14 protein-coding genes are annotated in these 20,479 nt (G+C 57.3%); 9 read left to right on the forward strand and 5 right to left on the reverse strand.

Annotation, left to right across the window (positions count from 1 at the left end):
* Positions 1–484: 484 nt before the first annotated feature.
* The gene (locus SFX18_07245) at positions 485–1,969 is read right to left on the reverse strand and encodes a glucose-6-phosphate isomerase (GenBank protein ID MDX1962930.1); all 1,485 of its coding nucleotides are present in this window, start codon (positions 1,967–1,969) and stop codon (positions 485–487) included.
* Between the two features lie 579 nt (positions 1,970–2,548).
* Between SFX18_07245 and SFX18_07250 the strand changes: the two genes are divergently transcribed.
* Complete coding sequence (locus SFX18_07250) at positions 2,549–3,340, forward strand: hypothetical protein (GenBank protein MDX1962931.1); 792 nt, start codon at positions 2,549–2,551, stop codon at positions 3,338–3,340.
* A gap of 241 nt (positions 3,341–3,581) precedes the next feature.
* Here SFX18_07250 and SFX18_07255 read toward each other — a convergent pair whose 3' ends face one another.
* Positions 3,582–4,514, reverse strand: a complete 933-nt coding sequence (locus SFX18_07255) for an NAD-dependent epimerase/dehydratase family protein (protein ID MDX1962932.1) — start codon at positions 4,512–4,514, stop codon at positions 3,582–3,584.
* A 418-nt stretch (positions 4,515–4,932) separates the two neighbouring features.
* On the opposite strand from SFX18_07255, the gene SFX18_07260 reads away from it, so the two are divergent.
* On the forward strand, positions 4,933–6,963 hold the full coding sequence (locus SFX18_07260) for a hypothetical protein (protein MDX1962933.1): 2,031 nt from the start codon (positions 4,933–4,935) through the stop codon (positions 6,961–6,963).
* A 74-nt stretch (positions 6,964–7,037) separates the two neighbouring features.
* Here SFX18_07260 and SFX18_07265 read toward each other — a convergent pair whose 3' ends face one another.
* Positions 7,038–7,730 carry a zinc metallopeptidase gene (locus SFX18_07265; protein ID MDX1962934.1) on the reverse strand — a complete coding sequence of 231 codons (693 nt, stop codon included), beginning with the start codon at positions 7,728–7,730 and terminating at the stop codon, positions 7,038–7,040.
* 589 nt (positions 7,731–8,319) lie between these two features.
* Between SFX18_07265 and SFX18_07270 the strand changes: the two genes are divergently transcribed.
* The 4 genes from SFX18_07270 (at position 8,320) to SFX18_07285 (ending at position 16,703) form a co-directional block, all read left to right on the forward strand.
* Positions 8,320–12,837: a hypothetical protein gene (locus SFX18_07270; protein ID MDX1962935.1), complete on the forward strand. Its 4,518-nt coding sequence runs from the start codon at positions 8,320–8,322 to the stop codon at positions 12,835–12,837.
* 139 nt (positions 12,838–12,976) lie between these two features.
* On the forward strand, positions 12,977–13,630 hold the full coding sequence (trmB, locus tag SFX18_07275) for a tRNA (guanosine(46)-N7)-methyltransferase TrmB (protein ID MDX1962936.1): 654 nt from the start codon (positions 12,977–12,979) through the stop codon (positions 13,628–13,630).
* A 412-nt stretch (positions 13,631–14,042) separates the two neighbouring features.
* A complete protein-coding gene (locus tag SFX18_07280; protein MDX1962937.1) occupies positions 14,043–15,071 on the forward strand; it encodes a beta-ketoacyl-ACP synthase III in 1,029 nt (342 codons plus the stop codon).
* Positions 15,072–15,113: 42 nt separating this feature from the next.
* Entirely contained in the window at positions 15,114–16,703 is a 1,590-nt protein-coding gene (locus SFX18_07285) for a hypothetical protein (GenBank protein ID MDX1962938.1), read from the forward strand.
* Between the two features lie 486 nt (positions 16,704–17,189).
* Here SFX18_07285 and SFX18_07290 read toward each other — a convergent pair whose 3' ends face one another.
* Entirely contained in the window at positions 17,190–17,468 is a 279-nt protein-coding gene (locus SFX18_07290) for a zf-HC2 domain-containing protein (GenBank protein MDX1962939.1), read from the reverse strand.
* Complete coding sequence (locus SFX18_07295) at positions 17,465–18,031, reverse strand: sigma-70 family RNA polymerase sigma factor (protein ID MDX1962940.1); 567 nt, start codon at positions 18,029–18,031, stop codon at positions 17,465–17,467. The genes SFX18_07290 and SFX18_07295 overlap by 4 nt, the downstream gene beginning before the upstream one ends.
* A 390-nt stretch (positions 18,032–18,421) precedes the next feature.
* Here SFX18_07295 and SFX18_07300 point away from each other — a divergent pair, with 390 nt between their 5' ends.
* The 3 genes from SFX18_07300 (at position 18,422) to msrP (ending at position 20,466) form a co-directional block, all read left to right on the forward strand.
* Positions 18,422–18,658, forward strand: a complete 237-nt coding sequence (locus SFX18_07300; protein MDX1962941.1) for a hypothetical protein — start codon at positions 18,422–18,424, stop codon at positions 18,656–18,658.
* A gap of 133 nt (positions 18,659–18,791) precedes the next feature.
* Positions 18,792–19,418, forward strand: coding sequence for a redoxin domain-containing protein (locus SFX18_07305; protein ID MDX1962942.1), 627 nt, complete (start codon positions 18,792–18,794; stop codon positions 19,416–19,418).
* A 64-nt stretch (positions 19,419–19,482) separates the two neighbouring features.
* Positions 19,483–20,466 carry a protein-methionine-sulfoxide reductase catalytic subunit MsrP gene (gene msrP / locus SFX18_07310; protein ID MDX1962943.1) on the forward strand — a complete coding sequence of 328 codons (984 nt, stop codon included), beginning with the start codon at positions 19,483–19,485 and terminating at the stop codon, positions 20,464–20,466.
* Positions 20,467–20,479 lie beyond the last annotated feature (13 nt).

Genomic DNA, 20,479 nt, shown 5'->3' on the forward strand with positions numbered 1-20,479 from the left:
ACTGTATGGAGCGCATGGGGCACCTCCCCTATTAAGCAACGAACTCAGCTTTTATAGAAACATCCCTCCCTCCAGGATTCATTATGGCAGTCCGGATAAGCAATTGGCAAATTTTTAGAATTTATTGCTACTGTAAAATCCGTCCAACAGAGTTTGTTTTGATGGACTGGGAACACATTTGCACGGAGTCCTAGATAAACCATGCATCCCGCAGGGATGCCAGCAATTAGCCGGTGGTCGCGCAGCGCACCACCGGATGGAAAAAAACATTTCTGATTTGGCATCCCGCAGGGATGCCAGAGAATAAAATAGCCTGCCATCCCTGCCGGGATGAAAAGAATCGTTCGGGGATATTTTTCCGGTGGTATCGCTGCGCTCAACCACCGGCTAGGGGCGGTGATCCCTGCCGGGATCGGAGATAGTGGGTAGTGATAAAATGGGGCTGTCCACGTTCCCCTGACTACAATCCACTCACCACTTCCTATCAGCCCCTTAGATTCTTTTGCATGTGCTTTTTGTAGCCTTCCACGCCTGGCTGCCCGTAAGGATTGATGCCAATCAAACGCCCCTCAAGCACGGTGGCCAGCATCAACATTTGAAAAAACTGTCCCATCGAGTATTCATCCAAACCAGGTAAGTTTAGGTCGGCGGTGGGACGGCAATCATCCGCGTAGGCCTGGTTGGTGCCGTCGATCGCGGCGGTCAGGATCTGAGGGACGGTCTTGCCCGCAAGTTCATTAAGCTTGTCCTGGTCCAAATCGCTAGCTTCGATGGCCAGCCGGTCGCGCCGCACGCTATGGGAAATGACGTTGGTGATGACCTTGTCCCGGCGCCCTTCTTGGTGTTGTTGGCCGCGGGAATGCAGGTCGCGCGTGTTGACCACGGTCAGTGGCGTTGCTCCATGTTCTTTCTTACCCAGGCTTTCGCTGAGGAGTTGGTCGTACCACATCCCCGCGGCCTCGAGCCCCTTCCCCCAGGTGCTCAGGATGCGGATGGTCGCGCCTCGCTGGACTTCTAGTAAATGGCACACGCCGACGTAATCAAGCACGGGGTTGGAACCCAGTGGGGTGCGATTGCTAAACGCCCCCGCCGTGCGATAGCGCGCATTCATGGCGGCAGCTCCTTCCAGCAAGCGGACAATATCGATGCCAATCACCGCGGCTGGCAACAGGCCCACGGCGGTTAAGATTGAAAACCGCCCGCCGACGCCATCGGGAATATCAAAGATCTCCGGACAGCCCAGCGCGCGACTCAGTTCAAAAAGGCGGCCGCTTTTACCGGTGACAGGGACAATGTATTCCGCCAAGGCCGAGCGTTCCCCACCCAGGGATTTTTGCAGGGCATTCCAAAACAGGCGAAACGCGGCGGCGGTTTCCAGGGTGCCGCCGCTTTTGCTAATCACCACGATTCCCCAGCGGTCTTCAACGGCGGTTGCCACCGCTGGCGTGGCGCGGTTGCAGCCCAAGAGATCCAGCAACCCCTGCAGGCTGTCGTTATCGACGTTGTTTCCTTCAAAGTAAATCCTGGGTTTGCCTCCCCGTTCACCCCGGGACAGTTCATTATGGTAGGGGTGGCAGCAAGCCTCTAGCAGTGCCCGGGCGCCCATGTACGATCCGCCAATGCCCAACACCACGACGCGATCGATCGCCTCGCGCAGGCGGGCGGCCGTGGCTAAAATGCGGCCCAATTCGCTGGTGTGGCGGTTGGTCTTGTAATCGGCCAGGAGGCGGTCGGGCAAATCCATGAATCCCGCGTCCAACGGCTGTTTGTCGGCGGGGACGGGACCCCCGGAGTGCCACAACTCGAGATCGGCCAGGGTTTCCGCGCGGGCGGCTTCGAGTTTGGGGGCTAGGGCCGCCAGGTCGGCCTTGTCGATGCCCGTTTGGGGGATGAAACAGGCCGTGGGATCGTAAGAAAGCTCGCGATTGGTGGGATTAAAGCGCAACGTCATGGCAAATTTGCGGGTCAAGGGGGAAAAATGATCAACAACCTGGGCGGGCGTGCGTCAACAGGTAGTGTAACGCCGGGTTGGCGTAGGGAAAAGCGGGCGATGAAAAGAGCAGCCAGCCATCACCGCAGTAATACAGCAGGTGATAAGAAGGTATTCGTCCCGCAACTCATTGGGCACACAGATAAAAATGGATAAATTTTTTGGAAAACACAATTTCTGGTGATTGACAAAACTTTAATTGTTAAGCATATTCTACGAAGCTTATGGAAGCTGCGAAGGGCAGATTCCAGATGGGATAGCAGGGCAGTTCTGAGTTTTGGGCAGATTCTTTTTTTGTGTTGGGGCAATTCTGTTGGTACTGGGCAGGTTTCTTAGTTTTTTGGGCAATTCTGGTGTTTAAGGCGATTCCTATCTGACTCAATTAGAGTCGGCTTTGATTTGCTAGTTGACTTCACTTTTTTGTATAAGGGGCAGCTTATGCGGCTGGCAATCTGGGCGTGCGCGCTTGTATGGACTTTTACACATGTTTGCCATGCTGAACTTGTATGGGACCCCCTCTCGGTCGGCAACTGCAATCTCTATTTGGATGCCCGTGACTTGTCCACGCTCACACTGACCCCCGCGGGTAAAGTGCTGGCCTGGAAAGACAAGGCCACGGGATTGGTCTTTTCCGCCCCGGATGAAGATCGTGCACCGCAGTATTTGGCAAATTCCCCGCTCGGCCCGGCGGTCTACTTTGAGCCGATCCACTACCTCAAAGCGACCATTGCGGATTGGATGACAACCCAAGGCCAGATCGGGATGAACGTCCACTGGCTCGAGCAATCGTCCGAAACGTTCCCGCTCTCGAGCGCGGATGAGCAATCCAACTCAAAGTACACGATGTTTTACACCCGCCAAGTAGGACCGAATTACCGATTTGGCATGCGTATGCGTAATCAACCAGACGTACCGGCGTTTAACGGCGGGATCGAGGCGGACGGGTCCAGCCTGCAACTGGACACCAACTATTCGCTCAACATCCGCGCGCACGGGACGGGGGGAACATCCAGCTACGAACTGTGGGGGAACGGGATCAATTATCCACCCACCTATGGCAGCAACGCGGCGATGCTCAATTCGTGGATGGGGTCAATCCCCGGCCGCGACAATCTGATCCTAGGGGCGTTTCAGCTTCAGGATAGCGTCCAGCAAACGGGCAAGTTCTACATTGGCCAGGCCGTGGCGTTTAGCTCGCCATTGAATAACCAACAAAATGCCGAGTTCCAGGAAATGCTACTGACGATTGGCAGCACGCCGATCCCGGAACCGGGGAATGGTATTACATATATAACTATATTGGCTAGTCTATCAGGCTGGCTACTTCGACAGTGTAAGAGAAATATTTAGCAGCACAGAGATAGGAATTGAGGATTTAGATTATCCCCTAATTGCGTGTTGAAATTCGAACGGCCAACCCTGCAAAGCATTGATGAGAGGGTGTTTAGGACAAATAGGGGACATAAGGTGTCGGCGAGACAAGTTATGCAAGGAGAACGAAGCAGAGGAATCCTAAACTTCGTCGCTGGAGCTCGACGAAGCACAACGCGGTCGTAGCCTGCCAGAACGACACAGATAAATTATACGCTCTCTAGCAGAGTTTTTCGTTCCCCAACAGATCCCGCAGCAACTCCGCCAGACCCGTGTCAAAGGTCGCGTAGCGGGGCTGCCAGCCCAGTCGGGCCTTGACCAGCGCATTGCGCATCCGTAGGGAAACATTCAGCGCCTCGACCAGGGGAAATCCCAGCAGCAGCCCGACAATCCAGCCGGGCGCGTTTCCCACGCGCGGCAGACCCAGGGCGGCGGCCAGGCGGCAAATGACCTCGGCGCGGCGCAATGGCAGGTCGTCGCCGACAAAGTGGTTCTGCCCCGCTTGGCCGCGCTCGAGCGCTAGGACGTACACCTGGGCCAGGTCATCCACCTGCACCAGTCCCCAGTAGTTTGCCCCCTTGCCCACAATGCGATATTGGCCGCGCCGCAGCAGGGAGATGGTTTCTTGCATAAATCCCCCCGGTCCATACACAAATCCCGGCGTGACCACTTGTGCTTGCAGGCCGTGTCGCTGGTGGAGGGTCCATAGTTCGTAGACCATTTCGGCGTGTCCCCGGGCCAGCAGACACGGACGCAGGGGGGCGCTTTCATCCATCCACGACTCTCCTCCGCCAGCATGGGCCAAGGCTCCGCTAGTATAGATGAGCGGTTTATTTTGCAGCAGGCACTCGGTCGCCAGCGCGCGGGTCATGGTGGCGTCAGAACGATGCATGGCCACGATTTTGCCGTTCGTCCAGCGTCCCCGCGGTTTGGCCTGGGCGGCATGGATAACGGCCTGGGTTTGGGCCACCAACGGGGTGTAGGTTATCGGTTGGGTCATCTCGCCCACGGCGATGCGCATTCCCCGCGCCTGCAGGTTAGCGCCTCGCGCGGGATGGCGCACCAGTCCCGTGACCGCGTGCCCCCGCGCTAATAACGCTCGGACAATCGCCGAGCCAATAAATCCGGTCGCGCCGGTAACCAGGACATGCATGGGAGTTCGTCGAGGAAAGGATTCCGACCTGGGGATGGTAATTACAATCGGGAAGCGGGCTGATCCACCAGGAAGACGCAATGCGCCGCGCTTTCCCCCTCTCCAGAGCGAATTTAGGCCGCGTCTGTTACAATAAGCGCTAATCACGCCCAGGGAGGCTGATCCGTAAGGTCCAGAAGGTACAGCCGTGTGGTGATCAATTTTGGCAAGTTCTGCGCAAGACGCCGGGCAAAATGACCAAAATTGCCGAGAAATAGCCTGCGGTTTACAGCAAAATTATTATGAGTTTGTTAGTTTTGGGGAGTAATAGGGCTAACTCATCAGGACTTAACATTTACCGTATAACCTATGGGGGCAAATTCGATTTGCAATGACATTCTCGTTTCTAGCTCCTTCATCGCGCCCCTGGAGTCACATCATGCCAGTTCGGATTCAGCGATTTGCCCGGTTGTTTTTTCAGTCCGCCGCCACAGTCGCGTTTTCGCTTTGCGCGGGGACGGCTTTGATCGCCGACACTCGGCCCGGTGATTTGGATTTAGATGGCGATGTGGACTTTCAAGACGCCTTCGTCTTGAACGGAAATTACGGTACCACCTCAGGCGCGGCTTGGGCTGATGGAGATATCAACCAGGACGGAGCAGTAAACTTTGCCGACGCCTTTGCCCAGACGAACGAGTCCGGCACTTCCTACGCCACCACTCCGGGGACGCTGGGTGATAACATTTTGACGCTGATTTATGACGCCGCCACGGGGGTGGTCTCGGTGGAAGGCCCCGTCACCGAGCAATATAAATCGTTGAGCATTCAAAGCGCATCAGGCAGTTTCGCGCTCAATCAGGCCAATTGGCTAAACGGCACCGGCGGGCCTAATCCGGGCGTGGGCTTTGTGGTCAACACCGCCGCCCAACAGGGATTTGCCTCTAACACCGCGCTGGGCCACACGTTTTTGATTTCCAATGGTTACAATGTGGGGGATATTCTGGGAACGGGCTTGACCGAGTCATTCTTGCTTTCGGATTTGACGATTTCTTACGGGATTCAGGGCGTGGTGGGAACCAAAGTTGGCGATTTCCGCATGAGTGGCGCGATGGTCGTCAATCAATGGGTTGGCGCGAGCGGCGCAAACTGGACGGTCGCCGGCAGTTGGGCCGGACCCGTCCCCAACAGTAACACCGCCGAAGCCAGCTTTTTGGGAATGGGCGGGGCTAATGCCAACCTTAACGCCAGCCAAACCGTCAATAAGCTCACCTTTAATTCCAGCGTCGGCTATGTGTTGGCGGGTCCCGCAGCCAATGTTCTCAGCTTAGCAGGGACGAATCCGGTCATTAGCACCGCTGGTACGGGCAGCCCGTCGGTTAATACTTCGCTCAACCTGGGTAATAACACCGCGATCACGGTCGGTGGCGGGGGATTGAGCTTTGCTCTGCCAACAGGTTCCACGAGCACTGTGGGTACCGGTGTCGCCGCCACGGTGGCCGGGGGAAGCACATTAACCCTAGGAGGAGCTGTCAGTGCCTTGGGAAGCACCGCCGGCAATAAAGCCAATATCACCACCAGTGCCGCAACTAGCACGCTCAGTGTGACCAATGGCGATCAGGTGGTCGGCCATGTCGCGGGACCTGGAGCGGGCGCGGGGACCGCGGTTGGCTCCACTAGCATCACGGGACAAAAGTCACTGACCGTGGATGGGCTGCGGCAACAAAGGCTGACATTATCCGCCGGAAATGCCACCACCTTTACCCGGCTAAATGCCCGGGCCGTGGATGGCGGGGCAAATGGCCTAATCCTGATTAATAACACCCTTTTGAATGGCGGTTCCGGGACCCCCGGCATGTCGTTGGGAAATGAGTCCTATTTGGACCTGAATGACAACGATTTGATCTTGTATCACTCGGACAATGTGGGTGACCCCAATCCGTTGGCCACAATCACCCAATATGTGGATAATTTTTATAGTTTTGGCTCGGCTCCGGGGAATAACGTCCCGGTCATTGGCAGCTCCACGGTGGAGAACTCTGGCGGATCGCGGATCTTGATTCCCGTGGATAACAACAATAGCCAATTTGGAGATGTCGGCAATCCGTTTTATGATTTGACCCTGGGCAATAGCACGCTGGGGACCGGCTTTAATCAAATTATCGTCCGCTTTACCTATCCCGGCGACTACAACCTGGATGGCAAAGTTGACGGCTCGGACTATATCGTGGTTGACTCCAATTTGGGAACGCCGACCCCGGGATTATCCGGTGGCTGGTTGTTGGGTGACGGGGACTTTGACGGGATCATTACACCCGCCGACTATCTCCCGATCGACAGCAACTTTGGCCAGGGGGTCAGCAATCCGCTGGGGATCGCCGCCACCGCCATTCCCGAACCTAGCGTCTGGATGTTGGGCGCGGTCGGGTTATTTGGTTTAGCCGCCTGGGGTCGGACCCGCAGGCGTGGCTAAAGAAATCTGCTTGTCATGTCTGGGTCAATTTTATTTTTGATCTTTGGCGGGGATGTCGACTTAGCCCTGGAAAATTATTCCTCGGACTGGCTGCGTCCCCCGCCTAAAAAGATCATGGCATAGTAAGCCACTGTCAAAATTGACTCTAAGGTCCCCGCGACATAGGTCAGCGCGGCGGCATTAAGCACTTTATTTATGTGCGGCATCTCGGTCGAGGGGACGATGCCGCTGTCGACCAGGATCCGCTTGGCCCGGGCGCTGGCGTCATACTCCACGGGCAAATTGATAATCTGAAATAACGCGACGACCGAAAATAAGCCAAGGCCCGCCCAGATCAGCGGTTGAATCTGCATGACAGCCCCTAGCAGCATCAGGCCAATCCCCCCCGAACCGCCAAAGTTGGCGGCGGGAACGGCCAAATTTCGGATTACCAGGGGCGCATAACGCTCCGCGTCTTGAATGGCGTGCCCCGCCTCGTGCGCGGCGATGCCCACCGCCGATAGCGACCGTCCGACAAAGTTGGGTTGGCTAAGGCGGAGCGCTTTGGCCGTGGGATCATAATGGTCGGATAACTGTCCCGGCACGGCCTCGACGCCGACATGGTGCAACCCGGCCGAATCCAATATATACCGCGCCGCCGCGGCGCCGCTCAGCGGGGCGGGCATTTGACTGGCATCGTTATACGCGCTCATCATGCGCGTGCGGGCCCACAACGCTAACAACAGCGCGGGTGCTAAAAAGACAAAGTACATTGGGTCAAAAAACATGCTGACGTTCCTTATCGCTAGCGAATAACCAGAAACCTCCCGTGAATCACGCTACGGTGCCAAAATGGCAGTGGCTTGCGGTGGGGTTAAAGTTATGCCATCTTCGCCCTCCTAAGGGAAAACACGCTAGTTCTGTGCCATCAATTAGTTTTGATTGAGCCGCAGTGTGCTAGCCCAAACGGTTAGAGCGTCAAAAACCTTAGGCTAGTGTCCTGCGGCTGATCAGCTCCACTCGAATCCTTAACTTTGACACAGCACTAGTCCTCAACCTGTAATACGCTAGGCGTTCATTCTTGGCAGTCCTGGCTGACTAAAATTTACCGCAATCCATCACTGCGATTTACGTGCCAAGGAGAAATGGGTGTTCTCAGATATTTGTATTCGGGTTGGGTATATCAGATGTAAGTGTAATTGCAACAATGGCTTATGGAAAACAGTTAGGATAGTTCCCGAGCTGCCAAATCGTAAAAAACCCACAAGATTTGGCTAGTTTGCAAAAGGCAGGCTCAGTATACTTTGCCCCGCATCTTTTGTGCTCTTTTTGCATAGTTTCGCTCGAGACAAACGGATTTGTCCGCTTGGTGCTGTTTTGAAATCCTCGCGCAAGGCCGAGACAGGGGAGCATGGCTGCTCCCTCCGGGCAATTTGCCGGCCTGGAACCGCCAATAACTGGTGCCGTCGCGGCGCTCCCGCTGGTGGGGGCGTGGGAGCCTTTGCGCGCGCTTGGCGGGGAGTGGTTTGCTGGTTGGGATTAAGCTGGATCGGCATGGCCCTGGCCTCAGGAACACTCATTGCACAAACTCCGGCGGGGCCGGCGCTTTCCCCTTCGACAGCCCCTTCCGCCCCCCCGGGAATTGATTTGACGATCCGCCCCGCTCCTGCCCAAGCTTTGGGAAAAAATGAACTTGCACAAAAGCCGCGAGCAAATCCCGTTTTAAGGCTCTCGCCGGGCGAACCCTCGGCTTCATCGGATCATTTGCCGATGAACGCGCCGTCTGGTCCTCTCACCCTGGGGGCCGCGTCCGCCGCCGCGCCAGTCAGCACGCCGCATCAAACAACCGGGGATCAGCCTGGCGTGGCTAGCCAATCTGTCGCCGCGCAGCCGTTTCCGCCCGTACATGCGACAGCTCCGCCCGGTGCCGGTGGGGGCATGCTCACGGTGGACGCGGACCCGCCGGCGGACGACCTATCGGCCAAGGATCGGGGGTGGACAATTCAGGTGCGGGCGGCCTGGGGCGGGGGAGAGGAGCAAACTTGGCAGGCCGAGTTTTCCTGGTCGGCGGGGCCGATCGTGCTCATTCGCGCCCTCGGGATTGAAGCGGACGAGCCGGGTTCGATGTGGACGGAGGATGGCGTGCTGCATGTTCGCCAGCCCAGTGCGCGCGCCTATGACGGAGTGGACATGCGAATGCCCTTTGATGCCGAAGGGGTGTTGCGGTATCGCTTTACGACTAAAACAGGCGAGACAATCAACGGGCAGGTCACCGTGGCCGAGCTACTGGGGAATACCTGGCAAAAGCCGCTGGACGAGTCGGGGAATAGGCTCTTTTTACGACGTATGCCGGGGGACGCGCTGCGGGTTCATTGCGAGCGCGGGCACTTGGTATGCGACGTGGGGGAGGAATTTCGATTTGAAGTGACGCCGCATCTGTTGCCCGTGGCGGATGGCGCGGGGTTGCGCATCCGGCCAAAACTGGTGCTCAAGTCCAGTGGGCAGGAAGTGGGCGCGCAGGAATACCAGATCCATAAATACACGCGCAACTGGTCGCGTCCCGCCGCCGCGGGGGGGGCGCAACCTTCGATACCTTTTACTTTGCGCATCCCGGAACAAGAGGGAGTGTACGAAATCCAAATCGAAGTGACCGAAAAAGGCCCTTTGCGCTGGGGCAAACCCCTGATGAGCCGCACGGTGCAATTGGTGGCGGTGGCCGAATTGTCCTCGCGGCCCTCGACCGGTAAGCAGCAAAACCCCTGGGTTAAGGTGCAGGAAATAGATCCAACCAATAACAGTTGGACGGAAAAATTTCGCGGCAACTGGTCATTTTGGCCTGGCAGCCGACCCGGTTCCCTGGGAAATGGCAAATCCCAGGTGATCGAGGTCGCGGGTTGGGGAAACTATTTGCAATTAAACAACAACGATCCAGCGGGAGAGACCGCATGGGAGGCCTATCCGCTGACGATTGCCCAGCCGGGAATGCCGCACATCCTGGAGGTGGAATATCCGACGCAATTAGCGCAGCGGTTAGGGATCAGCCTGGTCGAGCCGAATGCCGCCGGCCAGGTCCAGCCGATTGGTCTGGATAGCGGAGTATTAGTAACCCCCGAGGGGGTGACCAGTCAACCTGGCTGGGGTCGCCAACGGGTGGTGTTTTGGCCGCGAACAAAGACCCCTGTGTTATTGTTGACCAATCGCGGCGCGGCGGGTGTGGCGGCCTATGGCAAAATTCAGGTTTTGGCGGGACCGGCCCATTTGCCAGCGGCGGGGAGCGCGGCGAATTTTGGGGAACGGCTGTGGGGAGCGGGCTGGCTACGGCCTCTTTTTCCTGAAAATTTTTCCGCCGCCGAAGCGCTTGACCCGTGGAGCGGGCGCACCTTGGATGACTGGCAGACATTTTGGGAGGGGTCGCAGCGGATGCTGGAATATCTGCGGCATCACGGCCACAATACCCTGGTCTTGGCCGCCTATGCGGATGGCAGCGCGATTTTTCCCGCCTCGGGACTGGGGGCCACGCCCCGCTATGACACGGGCGTCTTTTTTGACGCGGGCCAGGACCTGGAACGCAAGGATGTCCTGGAATTATTATGCCGCCTGTGCGATCGCGAGCAGGTGCAACTGTTCGCGGGATTGCAATTTGCCGCGACCATCCCCGCGCTAGAGCGGCAACTTCGGGAGGACCCCGTTGCGGCGGTTGGTATTTCCCTGGTGGGGGCCGAGGGACGCCCTTGGACCGCGGTCCATCCCGCGCGGCGGGGGCTGGCCCCTTATTACAACCCGCTTGATCCGCGCGTACAGGACGTGATCCGCCGAACCGTGCGCGCGACGGCAAGGCGCTACGCCCCGCATCCCTCTTTTCGAGGATTGGTATTAGAAGTCTCCGCCGACGGCTTTTTGCAATTTCCGGGTGAATACTGGGGATTGGATGATCGGACCGTGGCGGAATTTGAACAATCCGCCCAACTGCAAATTCCCGCATCCGGTCCCGAGCGACATTGGCAACGCGCGCGCTACTTGCAGGCAAATCCCGCCGCCCGGCAGGCTTGGCTCAATTTTCGCGCGGAGCGATTGAGTGATTTTTTTGCCCGACTCACAGCCGATGTTCGCGATGCGCGGGGGGACCTGCAATTGGTCTTTTTGCCCACGAATCCGTGGGAATCCCCCGATTTGCCCGCCGCCCGCCAGCCCACGCTGGTAGGGGCGCGGTCGCCGCGGGATTGGACCCTGCCGATTGGCGGGCAGGGGTGGGGAGCGGCAGGGACCGACGGCGATCTGCGGGACGCCGGTCCATCTTCCCCGCGGGCCGTGATCACTGTCAGTCCGGAGTCACGAGAACGCACAGCGAGCGCGGCCCCGTTGTGGCTGCATACCGCGCGACAATTTGCTTCGACGGAACTGCTTACCGGTGATAGCGAACGGGAATTTCTGGCGGAACTGCGAAGGCCGGAAGAATCGCCACGCGGCTCGGCGCCAAACTTGGCGGACATGGTGGCTGGTACGGTGTTTTTGCACGAACCGCAACGGCTGCGTCTGGCCTCTTTTGACGAAAAAAGCCCTTTTGGCAAAGAAAAGACCTTTACCTGGCAGGTAACGCAATTTTCCCCCGCCGCGTGGGGAAATCGCCGCCGCTTTGCGCTGGCCCTGGCCGAACGCGACCAGCCCTGGTTGATCGACGCCGGCTGGCTGCTCCCCCTGGGTCAAGAAGAACACCTACAGGAAATGGGAGCCGCGTTTCGCCGCCTGCCGGCTGAAACATTTGGCACGCTTGATATGGCAAGCGAGCCGGTCACCCTGCGGTGGCTGGTTCTGAATGGCCAAACCTGGCTGTACGCGGTCAATAGCGCTCCCTTTGCGGTCAAGGTCAAACTGGGGATCAATTTACCCACAGGGTCGCGCCCCGTGGAGCTAAGCGGAATGCGGGTGGTGGCCCCAGTGCAGGGAAATACCTGGACGCTGGAGCTAAAACCATACGACCTGTTGGCGGTACGTTGGCCGGGAAATGTGCAGATTATCTCCGCGGAAACGCAATTTCCCGGGGAATTGGCCGACACACTGCAATCGCGCCTGGGGGAAATGCGCGCCCGGCGGGCCACCCTGGAAAATCCACCCCCCTTGACCACACTTCTCAATGGTGACTTGGAACGTCCCGTGGACAAAAACGGCGCGTCTCCCCATTGGCAATTGTCAGCCAGCGAGGACGCCGAAGCGGCCGCCGCCCCCGAAATGCGAGTCGTTTTTGACAATCCCCAGCAAGGTACCCAGGCACTGTTAATATCCAATCCCTTGGCGCAAAGCGCTACTCTGCAAAGCGAGCCCCTGGCCGCGCCGATCAGCGGGCGTTTGGCCTTATCGGTATGGTTGAAAATTGCGGACCCCCGTGCCCAACCCCAGGTCCGTCTGGTGATAAGCGGCTTACTCCGCGATGAGGAATTCGTGCGCTACGCCCCGATCGGCGCTCAGCAGCCCGCGGCTCCCCTGCGCGACTCTTGGGCCCAATATGTGCTGCAGGTGGATGACCTGCCTACCCAAGGTTTAACACAACTGCGCGTGCGCATCGAACTGTTAGGGGCAGGCCAGTTATGGGTGGACAATGCGCAACTGTTTGATTTGGCATTTAGCGAGGCGGAACGACGACAGTTTGACAAACTGCTGGCCCTGGCCGACTTTCAACTACAAAATGGCAAATTGGGGCGTTGTTGGACGCATTTGCAGGGATATTGGTCGCGGTATTTGCACGAAGTTGTCCCGCCGCCAAAGATGGAAGTCTTTCCCGCGGCAAAGTCGGATCAGCCGCAAAATACGACTCCGCCGCCGGAATCAACTCCCACCAAGACCGGTGAGCAAGCGGCTAAACCGACCATGTGGGACAGAATGCGCGACTGGTGGCGATAAGGCCCGTAGATTTTCTGCCGTTTCGGCGGGAGCAAAGGGGGGGACTGGCCGGAAATGTCGCGCCGGAATTGCTATAATCAGGCAGGTCTCCGCCGTAGCGGAATGGTCCTGTTGATGATTTTTTGGCGCGCGAGAATTTATGCCACGTCGGAAAGTTCGCAAATTAAAATCCACCCCGCGTCTCGAGCGGCACTACGTCGAATTGAGCCAGCTCACGCCGGAAAATTTACTCTCGCGCCTATTTGCCCATTCCGTTGCGGGGCCGGACGCCCCGGTGGAGTTTGAGTTAGGCAGCGGCAAGGGGCTGTTTTTGCGAAACTTTGCCGCGCGGCATCCGGAGCGGAATTTTCTGGGTAATGAGGTCGCGCCCAAGTACGCCCTGTTTGCCGCGGGCCAGTTGGCTCAGCGGGAATTGACCAATGCGGTGATGATCCAGGGGGACGGCCTGCGCTTGCTGCGGGAATTTTTACCGACGGAGTCGCTCGCCGCGGTGCATGTGTACTTTCCCGATCCGTGGTGGAAAGCTCGTCATAAAAAGCGTCGAGTGCTTACTCCCGCCTCTCTGCGGGATATCCAACGAGTCTTGTTACCGGGGGGGAAACTACACTTTTGGACCGATGTGCAGGAATATTATGAAACCAGTATCGAGCTAATGATGTCGGTCACGCAACTGCGCGGCCCTGTGCCGATGGCCGAACCCCCCGCGCTACACGATCTGGACTATCGGACGCACTTTGAACGCCGCACCCGCCAAGCGGGCGAGCCGGTCTTTCGTTGCTGGTTTGAGAAATGAGAGACGGGAGTAGGTCCCGTCCGCCGGACGGGACTAACGCTACGGGTGGGTAGCGTCGGGAGGTAGAACGGGACGCGGGAGACGGGAGATGGGAGACGGGAGAGCAGGGGAACAGGAATGCCTAGCCGCGACGCGCAGCGAAGCGCGACTGGGGGCTGGGAAACAGGGCATAGGCAGAAGAGCGCGACAGCGGAGAATTAGCTCCAGCGGAGCGCAATCTTTAAAGCTGGTGACAAACAACCCCTTATTCATTTTTCATTTTTAATTCTTAATTGACTTGCCTCCCCAACCGTATTCAGCGGCCCGGCAATATGGTAATTTATTTATCTTGCAATCAAGGCTTTGTGGAACGCGGCATCGTTTCCCAGGCCGTTCATGAGTGGGCGTATAATCTCTGATTTAGGACGCGAAATTGTCATTTCCGGTGGAACGGATGCTGAATGTCACTTCAGCCCCTTTGCGGCAGTTGGGGGGGGTGCGAATTTTGGCTACGGGCAGTTACGCCCCCGAGCAGATCGTCACCAATGCCGATCTGGCCAGTCTGGGCTGTGATCCCGATTGGATTGTACAGCGGACCGGCGTCCACGAGCGTCGCCGGGCGCCCCCGGAAATAGCCACCAGCGATCTGGCCGTGAGTGCCGCCCAGCGTTGCCTGGCCAGCGCAAATTGCCCCCCCGGCGATGTCGATCTGGTTATCGTCGCCACTTTTACGCCGGACTTTCCCGCTCCCGCCACGGCTTGTTTGGTGCAGGATCGGTTGGGGATCAACGCTCCCGCCTTTGACCTGAATGCCGCTTGCGCGGGGTTCTTTTATGCGCTGGTCACTGGCATGCAGTTTGTGTCCAGCGGCTGCGCGCGTCGGGCCCTGGTCATTGGCGCTGACACCAACACCCGCGTGGTCGATCCGCGCGACCCCAAAATTTATCCCATCTTTGGTGATGGCGCGGGGGCCGTTCTATTAGCTCCAGGCGAGCCGGACCAGGGATTTTTGGCTTATACACTGGGTGCCGATGGTAGCGGCGTGGATCTGCTACGCATGCCCATGGGGGGGACGCGGGAACCGCCGCATGTCCCCGGTGTCGAGTCCGGCAGGCATTATTTGTGGATGGAGGGGCGGCCGGTCTTTAAATGGGCGGTGCGGATTATCCCCCAATCCACGCGCGAAGTCCTGGCCGCGGCGCAGGTGACGTTGGATCAGGTCCGGGGCGTGATTTTGCACCAGGCCAATGCACGAATTATTGACGCGGTCGCGGCCGAGCTGGAAATACCACCCCAGAAGGTGTGGCGCAATATCGAGCGTTACGGCAACACCTCGGCCGGCAGTATTCCGCTTGTGCTCGATGAGCATGTCCGCGCGGGAGAGTTGCGTCGGGGAGATTTACTCTTGATTAGCGGATTTGGGGCGGGGCTGGCGTGGGGGACGGGGCTGTTGCGGTGGTAGTCATTGAATACTTTTGAACACTCTTTTGTAATGACTCGTTCTATGTCTAATTTACAAAAGTTGGTTTGGCTGTTGCCTTTCTACGTGTTTGGTATTTGCCTGCCAAAAGCGGTGCAGGGGGCGGATGTGACGCCCCAGCCCCGCCCCGCACTAGGCATGAATCTGGCCGGTCCGGCGGATTGGAGCACCGAACTGCCGTTTGTCGATGTGTTTCGCCTGTCGCGGGAATGGATCAGCCAGCGGAAGGGGGCGGAATGGGGCAAAGGGCCCGCGCTGGCCCTGGATGAACAGGGCTGGGTCAAACAGCTAGAGCCTGATTGCTTTGCCGAGACTGCGCTCTGCACGATCGATGGCGGCCATTACCCCAGCGGACCCTGGACTGTCCTTTGGGAAGGCGAGGGAAAACTCGAATTATCCAAAGGGAAAGTCACCGTTACCGAGCGTAATCGTTTGGTGGTCAATATCGACGCCGCTGGTGGGGGATTTTTTCTACGCTTGCTGGCCACCAATCCCGCCAAGCCGGTTCGTAATATCCAAGTTCTCATGCCCAGCGTGACCGCCGCCCAAGCGGCCAAGAACCCCTGGAATCCCAAATTTTTGAACCTCTGGCGAGGCATGGCCTGCCTGCGGTTCATGGATCTGCAATTGACAAATAACTCTCCCCAAAAGCACTGGGCCGATCGCCCCCGGGTTTCCGACGCCACGTTCACCCGCCGGGGCGTGCCCGTGGAGTTGTTGTGCGACTTGGCCAATCGCCAGCAAGCCGACGCGTGGTTTTGCCTGCCGCATCAGGCCGATGATGAGTATGTGCGGGAATTTGCCAAAGTGGTGCGAGAGCGGCTTGACCCCCAGCTGCGCGCGTACATCGAATACTCCAACGAAGTCTGGAATGGCCAGTTCGAGCAACACCGCTATGCGGGCGAACAGGGGCAGCGGCTAAAACTGGCCGAAAAACCCTGGGAAGCGGCCTGGTACTTTACCGCGTATCGTTCGGGACAAATTTTTGACATTTGGGAAGAAGTTTTTGGGGGCCGGACCCGGTTGGTGCGGGTGCTGGCCAGTCAGGCGGGGAACAGTTATGTCGCCGAACAGATTGTTAATTGGCGCGATGCCAATCGCCAAGTAGTCGAGGCCGATGTCCTGGCGATTGCGCCGTATATTTCGCTAAATTTACCCAACGAGGGCGAAAACCTTACCGCCGCGGAAGTCGCCCAATGGTCGGTAGAACAATTGCTTGATCATGTGGAACAACAGGCCTTGCCGGAATGCATCGACTGGATGCGGCAGCATCAAAAAATCGCCACGGAACGCGGATTGAAACTTGTCGCCTATGAGGCAGGTCAGCATTTTGTGGGCGTGGCCGGGGGCGAAAATAACGAGGCCTTGACCAAATTATTATTAGCGGCCAACCGGCATCCGCATTTGGAACGGATTTATACAGCGTACTTTGCGGGTTGGGAGGCTAACGGCGGGGATTTGCTGTGCTATTTTTCCAGCGTGGGGCAATGGAGCAAATGGGGAAGCTGGGGCGTCGTGGAACACCTGGACGAGGATGTAAACAAATCGCCCAAGCTGCGGGGGGTGCTGAGGTGGGGAACGCGTGTGAATGAACAGTTAAAAGTTAAGAAATAACAAAGAAGTACACAGAGAAATGCGCTTTCTAGCTTAATCTAACGCGGCTAGCAATTTGTAAAATGAGCGAAGAATTAATGGTTAATCGCGATATGACATAACCGCGTTGCGGTAGGATTTTTGGCTTTCGGTATTCCCTGGGTAGCCGCTGCGCGGCAACCCAGGGCTGAGTTTCGCAACCGCGTTGCGGTACCCAGATACCGCAACGCGGTTCTGGATCATAGCCCAGCGGTTGGAGCGCAGCGACTACCCTGGGTGAGAGGAAAAAATAAGGGTCCCGTACTCCAACGGAGTTCCGTAAATTCTGGGTAAACTGGGTAAAAACCGCGCTATGTTTACTTGCGATTGGTATAAGATGAAATAAACTCTGTGAAGATACTACACGGTGTTGATTTTCAATAGAACAAGTGAATGTGAAGCACGTCAATTAAGTTAATCATTTTTTTAATTGCAAAACGATAAACGCCCAAGCTGGGCGGATTTCTTTCAGGTATTTTCCCGCGCGGCCAGGATCGCTTGGACCAGTTCTTCCGGCAATTGCGGCAGCGAGGCGGCTGATTGATCGTCGTGGCTGGATTTGACTAATCGTAGCGTGGCCTGATAACTGTCCAGATAATTCCGGCATGCGGCGCAAATGGCCAGATGCGCGTCAAAAATCGCCTGTTCGGACGCGGGCAATTCCCCATCCAAATAGGCCAAGAGAAAATCCAGCACCTGTTGGCAGCTACGCTGAGTTCCAAGTTCCCGCAATTCCGCCTGTGTCATACCGCTTCCCCCTGAAAGTGCCGGTCCAAAATTTCCCGCAAAGCTTGTCGCGCACGGTGCAATCGGGTTTTAACGACCCCCTCGCTAATCATCAGGAGGTCGGCAGTCTCCGCCGTGCTCCGCTCTTCCAGGTCCCGCAACAGGATCACCGTGCGATAACTCTCGGGCAATTGATCGACCGCCCGCCGTACCAACTGCCGCATTTCAACCGTCACCAATCCATCCAGGCTCGACGCATTCCACGCGGGACCGGGATGCAGCCGGTGCCCATCGGGCAAGTATTGCGGCAATAAATCTCCAATCGCCGTCTCGGGATGTCGTTTTTGGCCGCGCAGTTTCATGAGCGCGGCGTTGACCGCGATCCGGTGCAACCACGTTCCCAATGTTGATTCTGCTTGAAAATTCGCCAACCCCCGAAATGCCGATATAAATGCTTCTTGCAACACATCCTGGGCGGTCGATTCGCAATGGATATAACGCCCAATAACCGCTAGCAGCTTTGGTCCGTAGTCGCGCACCAATTCTCCATAAGCCGTGGCCTCTTGCCGGCGCAGGCGATCCAAAAGTGTTCGTTCAGCTGAGTTGGGGGTTTCACGTGTCGGTGGGGTAGACATACCACCACCATAAACCACACCGCCTGAACTGTCTAGCGCGCAAATAACCTCTTCCCACGCTTGCCTGAAGATTGGATGCCGGTCGATAGCCTGGGGTTACACCGTCGCTGATAATTTGCCGATATCAGGGACTTTCTCCTAAGCCCCAGGGAAAAATTGGGAAATTTGGCGTGAAAGAGCCGCCTTTCGGCGTTCCCGCCCATTTTTTTGTAACCCGCCCCGGCGGTTGGCATCAAAACGGACGGAAAAGGGACACGTGTCCCGTTGGCTCAATGGAGGGTGGCTTTTATGTAAAGGCAAACCGCCGAGCCGCAATCATTCATTAAGGGTTTTTGGCACATGCAAGCGTATTTGAAAGTGGTCGCCGTGGTCGGCGTTTTGGCGGGATTGACACTTCCCCTGACGGGCTGCGGCGGCGGCACCCCCAAGGAAAAAATGGGTGACGGCAAAATGATGGACGGCAAGATGCAGGATGGCAAGATGATGGATGGAAAAATGGGCGATGGCAAGATGGAAGATGGCAAGATGATGGACGGGAAAATGGAAGACGGGAAGATGGGCGAGGGGAAGATATAGTTTGGCGGCAACTTGGGGTCGTATGGTTGATGTCCGTTGTGTCATCAAGGCGTCCCACGCGGTGGCTGTAAGTGGCCGCGTGGGGCATTTATATATGCCGTTTCCCAGAGTTTTTTCATCAGGAAAATTCGTCATGATGAATTCCACGCATGCCTGGCCCACGCCCAAGTGGCGGTTAGGGATCTGGTGTCTGCTGATTTTGCTGGCTGGGGGAGGGATATTGAGTCTGGCTGTTGGAGGGGGCGAGCAGAAAGAGACAGCCAGTTCCCCGGGATCAGCAACGGTCAAGCCGGAGGAATCGAGCATGGCTCCCGAGCTTACCGGACTGCGTACTTGGTTTAACTCCGAACCCCTCGAGCTTCGCAACTTGCGCGGCAAAGTCGTGCTGGTTCACTTTTGGACCTTTGGTTGCATCAACTGCCTGCGCAACCTCCCCCTGTATAACCAATGGCAAGCAGACTTTGCCAAGCAGGGCGTGGTCATCATTGGCGTCCATACCCCGGAATTTGACCACGAAGCCGATTCCCAAGCGGTCGCGGAACAATTAAAAAAGCACAAAATCGATTACGCCGTGGCGACCGATCCCGATTCTAAGACATGGGATGCGTTTAAGAATCGGTATTGGCCGGCGATTTATGTCATTGATCGGCAGGGCCACATCCGCCACCGCTGGGAAGGAGAATTAGAGCATAACCAAGCGGGGGGCGATGGGCAAATTCGGACGTTGGTGGAGCGTCTTTTGGCCGAACAACCTCGTTAAATCTGGCTCTCATTGTGCAACGCCACCGCGTCCTTTTGCTCTCCCAAATAACAATATCACAACCATGGACAGCACTCGACCCATTCCCGGCAGTCAGATCACTTCGGAACGGCTCTATTTCAATCGCCGGGATTTACTGCGGGCGGGTGCCATCGCGGCGACCGCCACCGCGACTGGCTTTGGTTACCGTTGGCTAAACTCTCCCGGCGGCATGGCTTTAGAATTACCGCCATTGCCCGGTTACACCCCCCGTGCGGCCACGCCCGCGGATTTGGCCAGTGGTTTTCGCACCACCGAGCCGGCCAACACCCTCATGCACATCACCAACTACAACAACTATTACGAATTCACGACCAATAAAGAGATGGTCTCTTCCAAATCGATGAATTTTCGCGCGCGTCCCTGGACATTGCGGGTGGATGGCCTGGTGCATAAGCCGCGAACCTTTGACCTGGATGAACTCTATAAGCTGTTTCCCCCCGTGGAGCGCGTCTATCGGATGCGCTGTGTCGAAGGGTGGTCGATGGTCATCCCCTGGAACGGCTTTCCCCTGCAACAGTTGCTCAACCTGGTCGAACCGACCAGCGCGGCCATGTATGTCGCCTTTGAGACGCTGCTCGATCCCGCGCGCTTTCCGGGCCAGCGGACGATGGTCCTTCCCTGGCCCTATATGGAAGGGCTCCGCCTGGATGAGGCCATGCATCCGCTCACGCTGATTGCCACGGGTATTTACGGGAAGGAACTCCCCGCCCCCAACGGCGCGCCCCTGCGCTTGGTCGTCCCCTGGAAATATGGCTTTAAGGGTATCAAGGCAATCTCGCGGATTACCCTGACCGAAATGCAGCCCAAGACCACCTGGAACGAAGCCGCCATGCAAGAATACGGCTTTTTGGCCAATGTCAACCCCGCCGTCGATCATCCCCGCTGGAGCCAAGCCACCGAACAACGCCTGGGCGAGGCGGGTCGCAGGCCCACGTTGCCGTTTAATGGTTACGCGGATCAAGTTGCGGATTTGTACCGGGGTGTGGATTTGCGTCGCTATTTCTAGTGCTCCGTCAGTA

The organism is Pirellulales bacterium (assembly GCA_033762255.1).
Taxonomy (GTDB): domain Bacteria; phylum Planctomycetota; class Planctomycetia; order Pirellulales; family JALHPA01; genus JANRLT01.